The organism is Flavobacterium sp. 22659 (assembly GCF_052044235.1).
Taxonomy (GTDB): Bacteria; Bacteroidota; Bacteroidia; order Flavobacteriales; family Flavobacteriaceae; genus Flavobacterium; species Flavobacterium johnsoniae.
Genome location: NZ_JBQEMU010000012.1, coordinates 1,788 through 16,355 on the forward strand (window position 1 = coordinate 1,788; position 14,568 = coordinate 16,355).

Sequence of the window (14,568 nt, forward strand, 5' to 3'; positions counted from 1 at the left end):
TTTCTTTGTCTTTCGCTTGTCTCTCAAAGCGGGTGCAAAAGTAGTCAGTTTATCAGCATCCACAAGCCTTTTCATGATTATTTTTTATTTTTTTTTGAAACTTTTTTCTAAGTTTCTGATAATGCTAAACTTAGAGTTTAAAAATTTAAACAAATATTAAATATTTTTCTTACAATACTAAATTTAAATAAAAACACAATTATAATACTTACTGATTTTATTAAATTTATAAGCATGTGTAAAATATTATATTGTATCAATAAAATGATGTCGATATTTTTTACCGAAAAACTACGGCAAAATCATGGCTCTTAGCATTTTTTAAAAATTTCGAATTTCAAACACTATATATTTAGGGTTTGTATTGCGTGCCCTAATTTATGAAACGCAACGATCAGTCCTCTTGCAATGAATGGAAAAGACATTTCTCCAATAAACTGAATTAAAATTTATTAACTAACCGGTTTTCTGCATACTATTGCAGTAAAATCAAAAGAAACATCTTTAGATGTGCCCGCATGTTCGGAAATTTCAATTGTGTCCTGAAGACCATACGCTCCAAACTCTTTCTGTATAGAATCGGAATCATAAAAGAAAATCTGTACTCCCTGAGCATTTTCAAAAGTATCCGGGGCAATCTCCCTGCCAAGGCCATAATTAGAACTTGTTTTTGATAATACTGAAAAATACATGTATCCGCCGGGCTTTAACTGATTATAACAAGCATTAAGCATATCAGTCCGCTGTGCTGCATTTAAGAGATAAAGAAGTCCATGACAAAAAATTCCGTCATAAATAATATCATTAAAAGGCATTTCGGTTACAGATCCATGAATTATTTCTACTTTTCCATTATAATTCTGTTGTGCAATACGAATAGCCGTTTCAGATATTTCAATCCCAGTAACATTAATACCGTTATTCGTGAAAAGCTGTGCATTTCTGCCATATCCAAATCCCGGAATAAGTATATTTTTAAGACTGCTTGTACTAAACAATTCATTGGCCAGAATGGCAGAGTTTGCTGGTTCCAATCCCCATACAGTGTTATTAGACTGGAAACAATTGTCCCACTGTTCATGCATCTCTTTTGAAGAGTTTTTTTTCAACAGGCACAGCCTATCAGGAATAATTTTGCAGGAAAAACCTAAGTATAATGCTGTTTCGATAATCTTTTCACTATTAATGAACTCCGCTTCCACCCTCAATATGCGATCCTGGTCATCTAGGTCGAAATTAATCGTATAGTCGGCAAACTCTTTCTTTAAAGCCTCGCGCAGCTTATCCGCAAGTTTTTTATCTGTTATATCCGTTTTAAAAATTTCAATCATAATTATATTTTTTAATCCTCGTCAAACTTTTATATTTCCTTTTTACATTCCAAAATTACTTATATTTACTTTCCAAATGATAGCACTTCCTTTTTGGAAAGTACTTTCCAAAAAGGAAGTGAACTAAAATAATATTGCATGATACCACAAGAAAAAGACTGCTCAAAAGCTATGCTTTCTATAAAAGATGCACTCGAAGCAGTAAGCGGAAACTGGAAACTGCTTATTCTTTATGCTCTTTGTTCCGGTTCAAAGCGTTTCACCGACCTAAAGAAAGAAGTAATTGGGATTACAGATAAAACTCTTGCCAGAGAATTAAAAAATCTTCAGGCTGATAAACTTATAAGCCGGCACGTTTATGACAAAACACCAATATTAATCGAATATCAAATAACAGACCATGGAAGATCCCTGAACAAAGTATTGTATGAATTGTGGAACTGGGGTCTTTCGCATCGCAGAGAGGTAATTGGCTGAAGACAGCTCAGTCATAAAATAATTTTAATTAAAAATGTCTCAATAGTGAGACATTTTTTTATATTTGTATCCATGAAAGACACAAAAGGTAAAATAATTGAATCTGCAATATCAGTTCTTAATAAAGACGAAACAGCCTCTATAGAACAGATAGCGATCGCAGCAGGAGTTACAAGACGTACAATACATCGCTACTTTAAGGATAGAATGAACTTAATTGAGCACTGCAAAGAGAATATGCTGGCTGTGTGCAACGAAAAAATGACAAGTGCATTTAAATCGAGCGTGGATCCTGTTACACAAATTGAATATATGCTGTATGCGGCAATTGAAGTTGGAAATCAATACTGCTTTTTAAAAAAATTGTATCAGCATACTGATTATTCTGAAATTAAAAATAACAGTGAATCTGAATATGAGAATGTCAGGCTGGAGTGGTTCAGACTTATAGAAAATCTGCAGTCTAATGGTCAAATTGATACTGAATTAACAATTGGCTGGATATACAATTTATTTGGAGGAATAATTGAAACAGCTGTCATTTCCGTACAGTCTGGAAACATAACATTTAACGAGGTCAAAAAGTTTGCCTGGATTTCTTTCAAAGGAGGTATTAGTTTAAATAGATAAGAACTGTAATTGAATCTATACTTAAATAATTTCTACGGATATAACGAATAAATAAAAAAGCAAAAATGAATCTTTACAACGACGAATCTTTAATACAGCAGTTACCCGGTTTTAAAAATAACTATACTACAGTAAATGGAGTCAATTTGCACTATGTAACGGGAGGACAAGGCAGTCCATTGGTCTTAATTCCGGGATGGCCGCAAACCTGGTGGAGTTATCGTAAAATTATGCCCATTTTAGCAGAAAAGCACAGACTTATTGTTGTTGATTTACGAGGAATGGGTTCGTCGGAAAAACCTTTAGACGGCTACACTAAAAAAAATATGGCCCAGGATATTCAATTGTTAATTGCACATTTGGGATACAAAAAAATAAATATTGCAGGTCATGATATTGGAGCTGCAGTTGCTTTTAGTTATGCTGCTAACTTTCCTGAAAATACAGATAAACTTATCATTTTAGATACTCCGCACCCCGACGAAAACATATACAAACTGCCAATGATGCCTATTGGAAATCCTGTATTTCCTTGGTGGCTTGCTTTTAACCAAGTAAAACAACTACCCGAAGAATTACTGGAAGGACGTTATGACATATTGCAAAATTATATCTTTAACCACCTTTTGATTGACCCCGAAGCAATTAATGAGTTTGACAGAAAAGTCTATGCTGAGGCCTATAACAATAAAGATGCAATAAGAAGTTCTAATGGCTGGTACCAAGCCTTTACTGAAGACATTCAGGATATCAAACAATACAAAAAAGTCCAAATCCCTGCCTTTGGAATTGGAAGTCAGGAAGGTGCAAAAATGCTTAGTTTTTTCTTTTCTGTTTATCTTGAAGATTTTAGCATAGAAGAAATAGAAAATTCCGGTCACTTTATACATGAAGAAAAACCGGAGCTTACAGCGTTACTGATAAATAATTTTTTAATCTAAAAATCTTAATCATCTAATGTCAAAACTATGCAAGCCCGCAGGAATAACATGTGGGCTTGCATAATCTACAATATTTGGTTTAAAATCTGCTTCAAGTTACGGCTCAGCTTCCCAAAATAGTATTAAAGACAGCCAAATTTATTTTTGTACAAATTTAGCTCCCTATTGGTTTTATCCAGCAGTTTTTCCAGAAGAGCAATCTTGTCATTATAAAGTCTGCTTACAAGTATGCCCTGCTCTACAGGAACAGTGCTTTTGTCAAAAACAGGGTCCAGATAAAGACTGATATCAAACTTTATGATGTTTCTCACATCCATTTCAAAGACTTGAGCAATTTCTTCCAACTTTTCAAAACTTACTGTACTGGAGCCTTTTTCAATCTTACTGTAGCCTGCCTGAGTAATACCAAGCCTTAAAGCCATATATTCCTGGGTATAATTTTTAAGTTCTCTAATAATTTTTATATTGTCATTTATTCTACTGGACATGAAATTTGGATTTTTATTACAATTAAATTCACATGACTGATTAAATACTAAATCAGCTGCCACCGCAAATAAATAAACCTTAAGCACTCCTGCAATAACAAATGTTAACCGTTTGGGTTCTTTTTTTTCAAAGTATACTTTAAACGGCTGAGATGTACAGGACTAATATTGAGGTAGGAAGCAATATAATACTGCGGCACTCTCTGCATAAGACCCGGAAACTGAATATTCATTGCTTTATAGCGTTCCATGGGCGAATGCATATAAAAAGCCTTGATTTTTTCATTAAGCATAAAAAAATAATCCTCTGTAATCAGTCTTCCAAGCTTTTCACCATTTCTAAGGGTCGCGTATAAACTTTGCAGCATTTCAAGAGTAATTATTATAACTACACTATCCTCAAGAGCCTGTATTGAAAAATTTGAAGGCACATTCTTTAAAAAGCTCTCATAATCAGTAGCAAAGGTATCCTCCATACAAAAATGAAATATCTTTTCTTCTCCTCTCTCATCAGAAAAATAAATACGCAGCAATCCGCTGGCAATAAAGAAAATTTTATCACAGACCTCATTTTGGTCTAAAAGCATTGTCTTCTTAGGAAAATAACTGCTGCTGAACTTACTCTGGCAGTACTTCCATTCATTATCACTAATCGCTACATATCTCAAAATCAATCGATAGAGAGTATCTATCCCATTATTTTTAAGAATCTCAATTTCTTTGGCTTTCATCTCTGTTTTTTATTGGCATATATAAATTAACGCCGCAAAGACCGTGAAAATTTCTTAAAAACATCAACAGCATAGGGCAGAAATTAAATGTTCATTTAATCATTTTTTTGGCGGTGAGCATAACACATAAGATATTTCATTTCCCAAGCTTTGATAAAAAAGCAATTAGGTATTTTTAAAACTATATTTTATTCTTTTTACTCATATTTCATTCCTATTCAGACTCTTTAAAAAATAGCTTAAATCTTATATTTACATTTCGAGTGATCGACTAAAGATTAAAAAAAATCGACGTATAACATCTTTTTTAAATGTTTAATTATAAATCATTTATTTTTTTCTTTTCCAGATCAAATGCTAATTGAAAACTTAAAAATTATCTCAATTAGGAATAAAAACTACACATAATTTTATCTGTAATTTTAGTTTTAGAATATTTATTCTATTGTGTCTTCCTATTGATAATTTTAAAAGAATTAAGGTATCAGCGCATAGCTTTTATTAATATTTAAATTATCGTATTATGAAAAAACTTTTCTTATCATCTGTACTGCTTTTTCCTATTCATTCCATTCTTTTTTCGACCCCTGTCCCTGTTCAGAGCGCTGTTAATCTAGAAGCTGTATCCATTCAAAACTTTGGAGCTGACTTGCCTGCAAAATCAGTAAGTGTATTTGAAACGGAGAGACACCGGGTATGGATTAACTTAACAAATACACAGGGTCTTTTTAAACAAATTTTGATTGCATATATAACAGGAGCGACCAATGGATGGGATCATAATTATGATGCTCTCACAATGGATTCGAATCCCTATGCAGATTTTTACAGTATTAATGATGATAAAAAACTGGTTATTCAAGGACGCGCAGTTCCCTTTGACCCAGCAGATACTATACCTTTGGGCTACAAATCTAACATTACAGGTGATATGAATATAGCTATAGATCATGTAGAAGGCGAATTAACCAATAGGGCTATTTATTTACATGATAAACAAACCGGGACTGTTCATAATTTAAAAAGCGGAGGTTATACATTCTCTACTCTAACAGGTGTTTTTACAGATCGTTTTGTTTTAAGTTACAGTCCAGATAAAAACTTGGGATTAGATAATTTTGAAAATTCCCCACTGGGTCTTATTGTTACTTCTAAAAATAAAATCATAAAAATAAAATCTAACCAGTCACCTTTAAAACAGGTATCTGTTTTTGATGCTGCAGGAAAACTGCTTTACATCGTCCAAAAAATCGAAAAAACAGAATTAGAGATTTCGAGTATTGAGTCAGGATCTCAAGTTTTATTTGTTAAAACAATACTGAATAATGGGAATACAATTACTAAGAAGATACTTTTCTAGTGCAATTAAGCCTTAAAAATGCCACGCGGATATTATAAAGATTCCGCGTGCTTTTTATACTATACAAATTCGTGATTTTATTGATTTTACTTCCTTTACAAAACAATAAAAATCCTACCTTAAGCTTTCAATTCCGGTATGAGTAGGAACTACTTCCTTTATTGATCCTTCCGTATTAAACTCTAATTTATCGATACAAACCTCACGATGAAAACCGCCTGCGCGTCCCATTTTAATCCCAGTTGGATACGAAAATCTATGATACACAATATACCATTCGTCTTTTCCGGGAATCTGCAAAACTGAATTATGTCCCGTTGCATAAATTCCCTGTTTTGGAATTCCCTGAATGACAATATTATTCTGCGGTATTTCAAGAGGTCCAAGTGGTGAATCTGAAATACCGTATCTTACTTTGTAATTTGGACTTCTTGTATCGTCTTCACTCCAAAAGAAATAATATTTACCGTTTCTGTAAATTACATACGTTCCTTCTCTAAAGCTTTTATTTACTTCGATTATTTTAGTACTTCCTTCTTTTAGCGAAACCATATCCGGATTTAATTCTGCAGCGGCCATGTACATATTTCCCCAATACAAATAACTTTTTCCTGTTTTAGGATCCGTAAAAACATCAGGATCAATTTCCTGACCGTCTTTTATGCCTTGGGGTCTTTCTGCTACAATTGCTTTCCCGCTGTCCTTGAAAGGTCCTGTTGGATGATCAGAAACTGCAACACCAATTTTTTGTGCCGCCGTGAAATAATAAAAGTATTTGTATTTTCCTTTGATTTTCTTTTCTACAATACATGGCGCCCAGGCATTTCTGTTTCCCCAAGGCACGTCTTTTTTTAGGTCCAGAATTATACCTTCATCTTTCCAATCTACTAAATTATCAGATGAAAACGCTTTAAAATAATAACCCGACCAATCGTTAAATCCATCGCTTGTGGGATAGATATAATATTTTTTAGTTTTGTTTGAATACAGAATTTCAGGATCTGCGTAATAACCTTCTAAAACTGGATTATTATTTATTTTTGAAAGCTGCGCCGGTGTTCCCCATTTTGCAGTAATTCGTTTCAATTCAGAACGCGTAATCGGAAGAATCGTTCCGTGACGAGGTTTAAAATCCATTGAAATATCATTATCAATAACCGTAAAATTTTCTAAATCTTTGGTTTTTGTAAACTGATATTTTCCTTTTGAATATAAATCGTACATCAAAATATATTCATCAGAATTATTGAGTTTAAAAATACTCGAACCTTCTACTTTCTCTTTGGTTTGCTGCAGATAATTATCATTTTCAGTCCAATTTCCAGAAGTCAAATCGTTCGTTACCGCTGTTTTTATTCCTGCCGTTTCTGATTCTGTTTTGTAGAAAAGATGATACACACCATCTTTTAAAATAATATCGCCATCAATACACGCGCCTTTTGATTTTGGAACGAAAAGCAGTTTTGGAGCACTTTCTAAAGCTGTGAAATCCGCATTCGCGTAAGCGTAATAGATTTTATCAGGTTCATTGCCATGTTTCATACTAAAATAAATCATGTATTTACCCGCTTTCGTATCATAAATCGTCTGTGGTGCCCAAACTCGTTTTAAATCTTCGTTTCCCGAAAATGCTTTTTGAATATTAACAACACTGCTTTTCCAGTTTACCAAATCAGTACTTTTGAGCAAAACCATTGCACGATTGCTATCCCAGCCTTTTGAAGAAGTCATATCAGTCAAAACCATATAAAATGTCTTGCCGTCTTCACCGCGCAGGATATGCGGATCTCGAACGCCTCCTGTAGAACTGATTGTTTTACTGTCTAAAACGGGTTTATTATTATTAAGACTGTAATAATGATAACCATCTGTACTTACGGCATAATTAACCGCTTCTTCTTCGACTTTATTTCCAATAAAATAAACAAATAAATAAGCCGTCAAATCTTTTTCGGCAAGAACAGGCGGAATTCCGTCTGCCGCATTTTGAGCATTTGCCGGAATTAAAAAACTCGTTACTACTAGAAAACAGTAAAGCAATCTTTTCATTATTTTTTACTTTTTAGTTGGTACAAAACAGAACTGTGCGGTTTTAAATCGGTACCTATTTCTGTTGAATTCACCTTTGATTTTTCTCCTGTCCACATATTTAAAACATCGACAGAACCTGAAATTCCAAGATCTGAAAGATTTACAGAAACTTTTTGAGAAGCATTATCAGCAATATTAAATAATGCGAGATAAACACTTCCATCTTTTGCTTTTGAAGTAACAGCAATTTTCCCGTCTTTCTGAAAAAGCTGTTTTACATCTGTGCTTTCGTTATGCATTTTTACAACTTCTTTATTTGTTAATAATGAAAGTGTAAAAGCATCATTGCTGGGCAAATCACCACCAAAAAATAATGGTGATTTAAAAATATTGAAAAACGTGATTAAAGTATATTGCTCGTCTTTTGTCAAACGGGTCATTCGATCTTTTCCGCGTTCGCCTCTGATTGAAATTCTTCCTAACGGAATCATATCACAATCCGGCCAAGTTCCCGGCGCGATATACGGATACCATTTTTGAGCCACATCCATTAAATGTGTGATATGGGGCCATGTATCCCAAACGTCGTCTACCATACGCCACATATTCGCATGCGTGCTTACATGCGAAGCGGCTGAAATGGGCGTTTCTCCCGGCGAAGTACTCAAGACAATTTTACGGCCGCATTTGTCAATGGCGTTTCGAATTAAGTTGATTTCGCCTTCATGATAAGGTCTTGATAAATCATCAATTTTAATAAAATCTACGCCCCATTGCGCATACAATTCAAAAATAGAATTGTAATATTCCTGCGCACCTGGTTTGTCTGCCAAAACGGTATAATTATCTCTTAACCATTCACATTGCAAAGCGGTAGAATAAACTTGGTCTGCTGTAACTCCGTTTGTTCCTTTTATCGGCAGTTTGTTTTCGACTGCTTTTTTAGGAATCCCTCTCATGATATGGATTCCGAATTTCAATCCTTTTTTATGAATATAATCCGCTAAAGGTTTAAAACCTTGTTCGTCTTTAGCAGATGGAAAACGGTTTACAGCCGGCATATATCTTCCGTACTCATCCATTACATATCTCGGATCGGTTTGGTTGTAACCTCCCGCTTTATCATTTTCGACAAACCATCGAATATCAACTACTACATATTCCCAGCCGAATTTCTTAAGCTCTTTTGCCATATAATCGGCATTGGCTTTTACCTCATGTTCTTCGATTGTCGGCCCGTAACAATCCCAGCTGTTCCACCCCATAGGCGGTGTTTGTGCCCATTGTTTGAATTCTTCTTTTTGAAATGTTTTATGCTGCGAATGTGAAGAAATCGAAACCAAAACGATTCCTAACACCAATGTGATTTTATTTTTCATAAGATACCAATAAATTGTCCCGATGAGACATTAAGCTCTGGAAGAGCGTTATATGTATAGCTAATTTTATCTGTTTTGTATGAAAAGCTCCAGCGGAGCGGTATGTCACCCCGCTGGGGTTATGCCTTGCTCATAATGTAATTTCTATAAATATTTCATCTCTTTGGGATTTTTTCTACTACTGATGAGATGTCCCAAAGGGACATTATTTAAATTATTTGACATTAATAGTAACTTCTACTGATTTTAACCATTGACTTGTAAATTTAACTTTTATAGGCTCTGTCGAATCTCCATTTGCCTGAATATAAGCCGCAATATGTCCGTGAAAAACTCTTTGAACATTATCTGTATAATCGGTCATATCACTGTTATTTCCAGCTTCTAAACCTAATAAAGTTCCAGGACCTGCAATCGTACAAGTTACTTCATTGTCTGAAAGCATAACCGGAAGTCCGTTTTGGTCTTTTACCTGAACCATGATTTTTGCAACTCCTTTGTCTTTGCTGATAGTACTATTTTTATCAGCAATCGTTAATTCAAAAGGCTGTTGTGTAGAATTAATTGTGTAACGACTTACTTCTTTCTCATTTTTATCCAATCCAACTGCTTCTAATTTTCCAGATGCAAACGGAATATCCCAATATATAATACCGGTTTTTTCATCGTATAATTTCGTTTCGCCGACTACTTTGCCATTCAATTCTAAACGTGCTTTTGAGGCATTGGTATAACAAACCACGCGTATTTTTTGTCCTTCTTCGTAATTCCAGATTGACCATGCATCTTTAGAAATATCTTTTTCATTTACAAGCGGATAAGTTCCCAAATAAAGCATCGGTTTATCTGACCATAAAGATTGGCGGAAATATCCTCGCGGTTTGATAACGCCTGCAAAATCAACCAAACCAGAATAAAATCCTCTAGAAGGCCATCTTCCGGATTCTCCCAGATAATCAATTCCTGTCCATAAAAACTGCCCAAAAATATGTTTGTTGTTTTTAACTGCAAGCCAAGGCTGCATATCGTGTGTATTTTCACTTCCGTAAATAACACGATTTGGATATTTTTCGTGGTCTGACTGGTATTTACTTTCTGTATAATTGTATCCTGTAATATCCAAAGCTCCCGGATATTCTGTTTCGTTAGACATTGCTACTCCGGCCAAACCTGCCGTTGTCGGACGCGATTTATCATATTTCTTAACTGCTGCGACCAAACGTTTTGCAATTGCACCAAGATGCATCGCATCGGGAGCATCTTTTTTGTAACCGCCGTAAGTTGCCTGTCCAAAACCGTCTTTTCCTTTGTCTAAAACGGGATGCGAATACGGATCGTTTGGATAATCTACTTCGTTGCCAATACTCCATGCAAAAACCGAAAGATGGTTTCTGTCGCGTCGTACAAAATCTTCCAAATCTTTTTCGGCCCAATCGGCAAAAATATCAAACGAACCTTCGTAACCCGGCGTACCGTAATTCCAGCCTTGCAACCATTTGCGTTTTGGGAATTCCCATTCGTCATAAGCTTCATTCAAAACCAATAAACCCAATTCATCACAAAGTTCATAGAAATCCGGCGCCTGCGGATTATGACTGGTACGAATGGCATTTACACCAATTTCTTTTAACGTTTCTAATCTGGTTTTCCAAACTTCTCTTGGAACTGCCGATCCTAAAACGCCGGCATCATGATGCAGACAAACACCTTTCATCTTCATCCATTTTCCGTTAAGGGCAAAACCATTATTGGCATCGAATGTAAAACTTCTAAAACCAGTCTGTGTTTCGGTTTTGTCGATTTCTTTTCCGTTTTGTAAAACCGTAGTTTTCAGCTGATACAAATTCGGATTTTCTAAATCCCATAACTGTGGATTCTTAACATTGATTTTTGCTGTAATTTTTCCTTTAGTATTAGCTGAAATTGTCGCTTTTGAAGAAGATTTTGCAATAGATTTTCCTTTAAAAAACAATTCATTTACTACGGTTAAAGCGGTTTTTGATACCGCATTATTTTCTACCTCTACTTCAACATTCAAAATTCCGTTTCCATTTTGTATTTCTGGATAGGCATAAACGCCCCATTGTGCAATATGAATCGGATTTGCATAAACCAACCAGACATTTCTGTAAATTCCAGAACCGCTGTACCATCGTGAATCGGCGCTTTGACTGTGATCTACACGAACTGAAATGGTATTTTCGTTTCCAAATTTTACGAATTCTGTAGCATCATAAGCAAACGAAATGTAACCGTTTGGACGTTTCCCTAACGAATGCCCGTTGATGAAAACTTCGCTTCTATTGTAAACGCCTTCAAAATACAAATACACTTTTTCGCCTGCTTTGATCTGCGGAATATTTATGGATTTTCTGTACCATGCAATTCCTCCTGGCAGATAACCTGTACAGCTTGCCAAAGTCGGACTCAATTGTCCTTTTACACTCCAGTCGTGCGGTACGTTTACTTGTTTCCATTTGCTGTCGTCAAATGTGACGTTTTTAGCATCAGAAACATCCTGAAGGTTAAACTTCCAATTGTCATTTATTTTCTTTGCATCTCCAAACGAAATTTGAGCGAAAGCTGAAAAACACGAAAGAAAAAGTACGGGCAGTAAGATCTTATTTTTAAACACTATACTATTTTTTTTAGTTTATTAAATGAAAAATTATTGAAGAGGATTTATGATGTAAGATGTGCCATTCTTAGTCCCAAATACAGCCGTATATCCAATAGATGATTTCTCGCTTTTGATATTCAGTTTTTCAATTATAAAGGGTTCTGAAGATCTTATTTTACAAGTTCCTCCATTATTCGATACGATTTTAGTCTGGCTCATTTTTCCATCATTCCATTTTATATTTACAGTGAAATTTCCTTTTGCTGTAATTCCTTTAATTTCGCCCTCTTTCCAATCGTCTGGTAAGGCAGGAAGCAAATGAATTTCATTGTTCTGGCTCTGCATCAGCATCTCGATTACTCCTGCCGTTCCTGCAAAATTGCCATCAATCTGAAATGGCGGATGCGCATCAAAAAGATTGGGATAACAGCCTCCTTGTCGTTTGTATTTTGGATCGTTATCTTTTGTCAATCGCAGCTGATTCTTGAATAACTTATAAGCATGATTTCCGTCCAAAAGTCTTGCCCACATATTTACTTTCCATGCCAGACTCCAGCCCGTTCCTTCGTCTCCTCTTAATTCTAAAGTTTTCTTAGCTGCCGATGCTAATTCTGGTGTGTTTAAAGGTGAAATTAAATTAGCAGGATGCAAGGCATACAAATGCGAGGTATGTCTGTGATGCGGGTCTTCGTCTTCAAAATCTTTATACCATTCCTGCAGCTGCCCTTTTGCTCCTATCTGAAAAGGCAATAATTGATTGGCCGCTTTATCAACTTTCTGTCTAAAATCAGCGTCGATATTTAGAATTTTAGAAGCTTGACTCGTATTTTCAAACAAATCTTTTATAATACCAATATCCATAGTAGAAGCTGTTGTTACTACGCCTCCTTTTTTTCCGTCATAGAAATATTTATTTTCTGGGGAAGTCGATGGCATCGTAACCAAATAGCCGTTTTTGTCTTGCTGTAACCAATCTAAACTAAATTCGGCGGCGCCTTTTATAATTGGATATACTTTTTTAAGATATTCTGTGTCTCCTGTATATTGGTAATGTTCCCATAAATGTCTGCTTAACCAGTTGGCTCCCATATACCAGTTGGCCCACATTGGGTCTCCTTTTCCAAAATCGCCGACAGGATTTGTCGTTGCCCAGATGTCTGAGTTATGATGCAAAACCCAGCCGTTGGCATGATAATAACTTTTGGCAGTTTCGGCTCCGGTTATCGAAACATTTTTTACAAAATCGTCAAGCGGAAAAAACAATTCTGATAAACTTGCCGATTCAACAGGCCAATAATTCATCTGCAAATTGATATTGGTTGTATAATTACTGCTCCACGGCGCACGTAATTTATTGTTCCAGATTCCCTGTAAATTGGCTGGCGCGTTGTGTGTACGCGATGAGGAAATCAATAAATAACGTCCATATTGAAAAAATAAAGCCTCTAATCCAGCGTCTTTTTCTCCTTTGGCATATTGTTCTAAACGAATATCTGTTGGAAGATTGCATTTATTGGTTTCTTTTTCATTTAATTGTAAAGAAACTCTGTTGAAGAATTTTTGGAAATCCTGAAGATGTTCTTTTACTAGATTATCATATTTTTTGACTGATGCTTTTTTAATCGGGTTTTCAGCAAAAGCATGTTCGTCTTTTCCCTGACTGTCGGGACATTTATCAAATCCGTTGAAACTGGTTGCTGCCGAGATAAAAAGTATTATTTCTGAAGCATTTTTAATCACTATATTGTTTCCTTCATAACTTACCGTTCCATCTTTTACAATTGGTTTTACAATTAATTCAAAACGCATCCCTCGGCATCCCGCTGGATCGTCATAAATAACAGACTCTTTATTGTAATCAATATAATTCGGATCGGCATGTGAAGGCGCTTTTCCTTTTAAAACCAATGACTGGTTTTGTATTTCTTTTTCATTTTTTAAAAGACTGGAAGCGTCAATTGAAACCGAAAGTTTTTTCAGCTGGTCTGCCGAAAGTTTCATTACAATACATTTCGCAGGCGCCGATGCAAAGATTTCTCTTTTATAATTTACACCGTCAGCTTTAAAATTGGTCACCGCTAATCCAGTTTGAATGTCCAGACTTCTGTTATAAAAATCCGTTTTTTTGCCGCCTAAATCCTGCGTTAGTAAAAGATCTCCCAAAGGCATAAAACTTTCACTATAAGCGCCCTGCATATTTTTGGTCAGATTATAAGCTTTGTCAAAATCTTCCGCTTTAAGCGCTTCTCTAATTAAAGCCAGATTTTGAAATGCATTTGGATTTACATTTTTCTGAACAGGTCCGCCGCTCCATAAAGTCGCTTCGTTTAATTGAATTAATTCCGAATCTACTCGGCCAAAAACCATTGCGCCAAGCGTTCCGTTTCCAATTGGCAGAGCTTCTGTCCATTCAACCGCAGGCTGATTGTATTGCAGTTTTAAATCCTGTTGTGCAAAAACAGAAAATCCTGTCAAGGTTAACAATAAAAAGAGGTTTTTTTGAAGAGAATGATACGGCATGTATTTTATTTTTAAATGATAATAATGAAAGGAGCCAATTATATTTTTAGAAACCTGACA

The 14,568-nt window shown here is 35.2% G+C and carries 11 protein-coding genes; 4 read left to right on the forward strand and 7 right to left on the reverse strand.

The annotated features are described in order from the left end of the window. Positions 1 to 452: 452 nt before the first annotated feature. The gene (locus ACTJIW_RS13260; RefSeq protein ID WP_440716700.1) at positions 453 to 1,331 is read right to left on the reverse strand and encodes a class I SAM-dependent methyltransferase; all 879 of its coding nucleotides are present in this window, start codon (positions 1,329 to 1,331) and stop codon (positions 453 to 455) included. Between the two features lie 138 nt (positions 1,332 to 1,469). Here ACTJIW_RS13260 and ACTJIW_RS13265 point away from each other — a divergent pair, with 138 nt between their 5' ends. From ACTJIW_RS13265 to ACTJIW_RS13275, 3 genes are all read left to right on the forward strand, one after another. After that, positions 1,470 to 1,808, forward strand: coding sequence for a winged helix-turn-helix transcriptional regulator (locus tag ACTJIW_RS13265; RefSeq protein WP_440716701.1), 339 nt, complete (start codon positions 1,470 to 1,472; stop codon positions 1,806 to 1,808). A gap of 72 nt (positions 1,809 to 1,880) precedes the next feature. Continuing rightward, positions 1,881 to 2,438, forward strand: a complete 558-nt coding sequence (locus ACTJIW_RS13270; RefSeq protein WP_440716702.1) for a TetR/AcrR family transcriptional regulator — start codon at positions 1,881 to 1,883, stop codon at positions 2,436 to 2,438. Between the two features lie 65 nt (positions 2,439 to 2,503). Continuing rightward, positions 2,504 to 3,379: an alpha/beta fold hydrolase gene (locus ACTJIW_RS13275; RefSeq protein ID WP_440716703.1), complete on the forward strand. Its 876-nt coding sequence runs from the start codon at positions 2,504 to 2,506 to the stop codon at positions 3,377 to 3,379. A gap of 122 nt (positions 3,380 to 3,501) precedes the next feature. On the opposite strand, the gene ACTJIW_RS13280 is transcribed toward ACTJIW_RS13275, so the two are convergent. Continuing rightward, positions 3,502 to 3,867 carry a helix-turn-helix transcriptional regulator gene (locus ACTJIW_RS13280; RefSeq protein ID WP_440716704.1) on the reverse strand — a complete coding sequence of 122 codons (366 nt, stop codon included), beginning with the start codon at positions 3,865 to 3,867 and terminating at the stop codon, positions 3,502 to 3,504. A 104-nt stretch (positions 3,868 to 3,971) separates the two neighbouring features. Next, a complete protein-coding gene (locus tag ACTJIW_RS13285) occupies positions 3,972 to 4,598 on the reverse strand; it encodes a Crp/Fnr family transcriptional regulator (RefSeq protein WP_440716705.1) in 627 nt (208 codons plus the stop codon). A 523-nt stretch (positions 4,599 to 5,121) separates the two neighbouring features. On the opposite strand from ACTJIW_RS13285, the gene ACTJIW_RS13290 reads away from it, so the two are divergent. Beyond that, positions 5,122 to 5,958, forward strand: coding sequence for a T9SS sorting signal type C domain-containing protein (locus ACTJIW_RS13290; RefSeq protein WP_440716706.1), 837 nt, complete (start codon positions 5,122 to 5,124; stop codon positions 5,956 to 5,958). A 114-nt stretch (positions 5,959 to 6,072) separates the two neighbouring features. Here ACTJIW_RS13290 and ACTJIW_RS13295 read toward each other — a convergent pair whose 3' ends face one another. The 4 genes from ACTJIW_RS13295 to ACTJIW_RS13310 all read right to left on the reverse strand — a co-directional run bounded on the left by ACTJIW_RS13295 (position 6,073) and on the right by ACTJIW_RS13310 (position 14,508). Then, on the reverse strand, positions 6,073 to 8,007 hold the full coding sequence (locus ACTJIW_RS13295; RefSeq protein ID WP_440716707.1) for a family 43 glycosylhydrolase: 1,935 nt from the start codon (positions 8,005 to 8,007) through the stop codon (positions 6,073 to 6,075). Beyond that, entirely contained in the window at positions 8,007 to 9,368 is a 1,362-nt protein-coding gene (locus tag ACTJIW_RS13300) for a glycoside hydrolase family 27 protein (RefSeq protein ID WP_440716708.1), read from the reverse strand. Before ACTJIW_RS13300 ends, ACTJIW_RS13295 begins: the two co-directional genes overlap by 1 nt. Before the next feature lie 214 nt (positions 9,369 to 9,582). Continuing rightward, positions 9,583 to 12,003: a sugar-binding domain-containing protein gene (locus tag ACTJIW_RS13305; protein WP_440716709.1), complete on the reverse strand. Its 2,421-nt coding sequence runs from the start codon at positions 12,001 to 12,003 to the stop codon at positions 9,583 to 9,585. A gap of 33 nt (positions 12,004 to 12,036) precedes the next feature. After that, positions 12,037 to 14,508: a glycosyl hydrolase family 95 catalytic domain-containing protein gene (locus ACTJIW_RS13310; RefSeq protein ID WP_440716710.1), complete on the reverse strand. Its 2,472-nt coding sequence runs from the start codon at positions 14,506 to 14,508 to the stop codon at positions 12,037 to 12,039. Positions 14,509 to 14,568 lie beyond the last annotated feature (60 nt).

Bases quoted from the DNA above. Each gene is read 5' to 3' on its own strand.
- ACTJIW_RS13260 (WP_440716700.1), bottom strand. From the start codon at position 1,331: ATGATTGAAATTTTTAAAACGGATATAACAGATAAAAAACTTGCGGAT.
- ACTJIW_RS13265 (WP_440716701.1), top strand. From the start codon at position 1,470: ATGATACCACAAGAAAAAGACTGCTCAAAAGCTATGCTTTCTATAAAA.
- ACTJIW_RS13270 (WP_440716702.1), top strand. From the start codon at position 1,881: ATGAAAGACACAAAAGGTAAAATAATTGAATCTGCAATATCAGTTCTT.
- ACTJIW_RS13275 (WP_440716703.1), top strand. From the start codon at position 2,504: ATGAATCTTTACAACGACGAATCTTTAATACAGCAGTTACCCGGTTTT.
- ACTJIW_RS13280 (WP_440716704.1), bottom strand. From the start codon at position 3,867: ATGTCCAGTAGAATAAATGACAATATAAAAATTATTAGAGAACTTAAA.
- ACTJIW_RS13285 (WP_440716705.1), bottom strand. From the start codon at position 4,598: ATGAAAGCCAAAGAAATTGAGATTCTTAAAAATAATGGGATAGATACT.
- ACTJIW_RS13290 (WP_440716706.1), top strand. From the start codon at position 5,122: ATGAAAAAACTTTTCTTATCATCTGTACTGCTTTTTCCTATTCATTCC.
- ACTJIW_RS13295 (WP_440716707.1), bottom strand. From the start codon at position 8,007: ATGAAAAGATTGCTTTACTGTTTTCTAGTAGTAACGAGTTTTTTAATT.
- ACTJIW_RS13300 (WP_440716708.1), bottom strand. From the start codon at position 9,368: ATGAAAAATAAAATCACATTGGTGTTAGGAATCGTTTTGGTTTCGATT.
- ACTJIW_RS13310 (WP_440716710.1), bottom strand. From the start codon at position 14,508: ATGCCGTATCATTCTCTTCAAAAAAACCTCTTTTTATTGTTAACCTTG.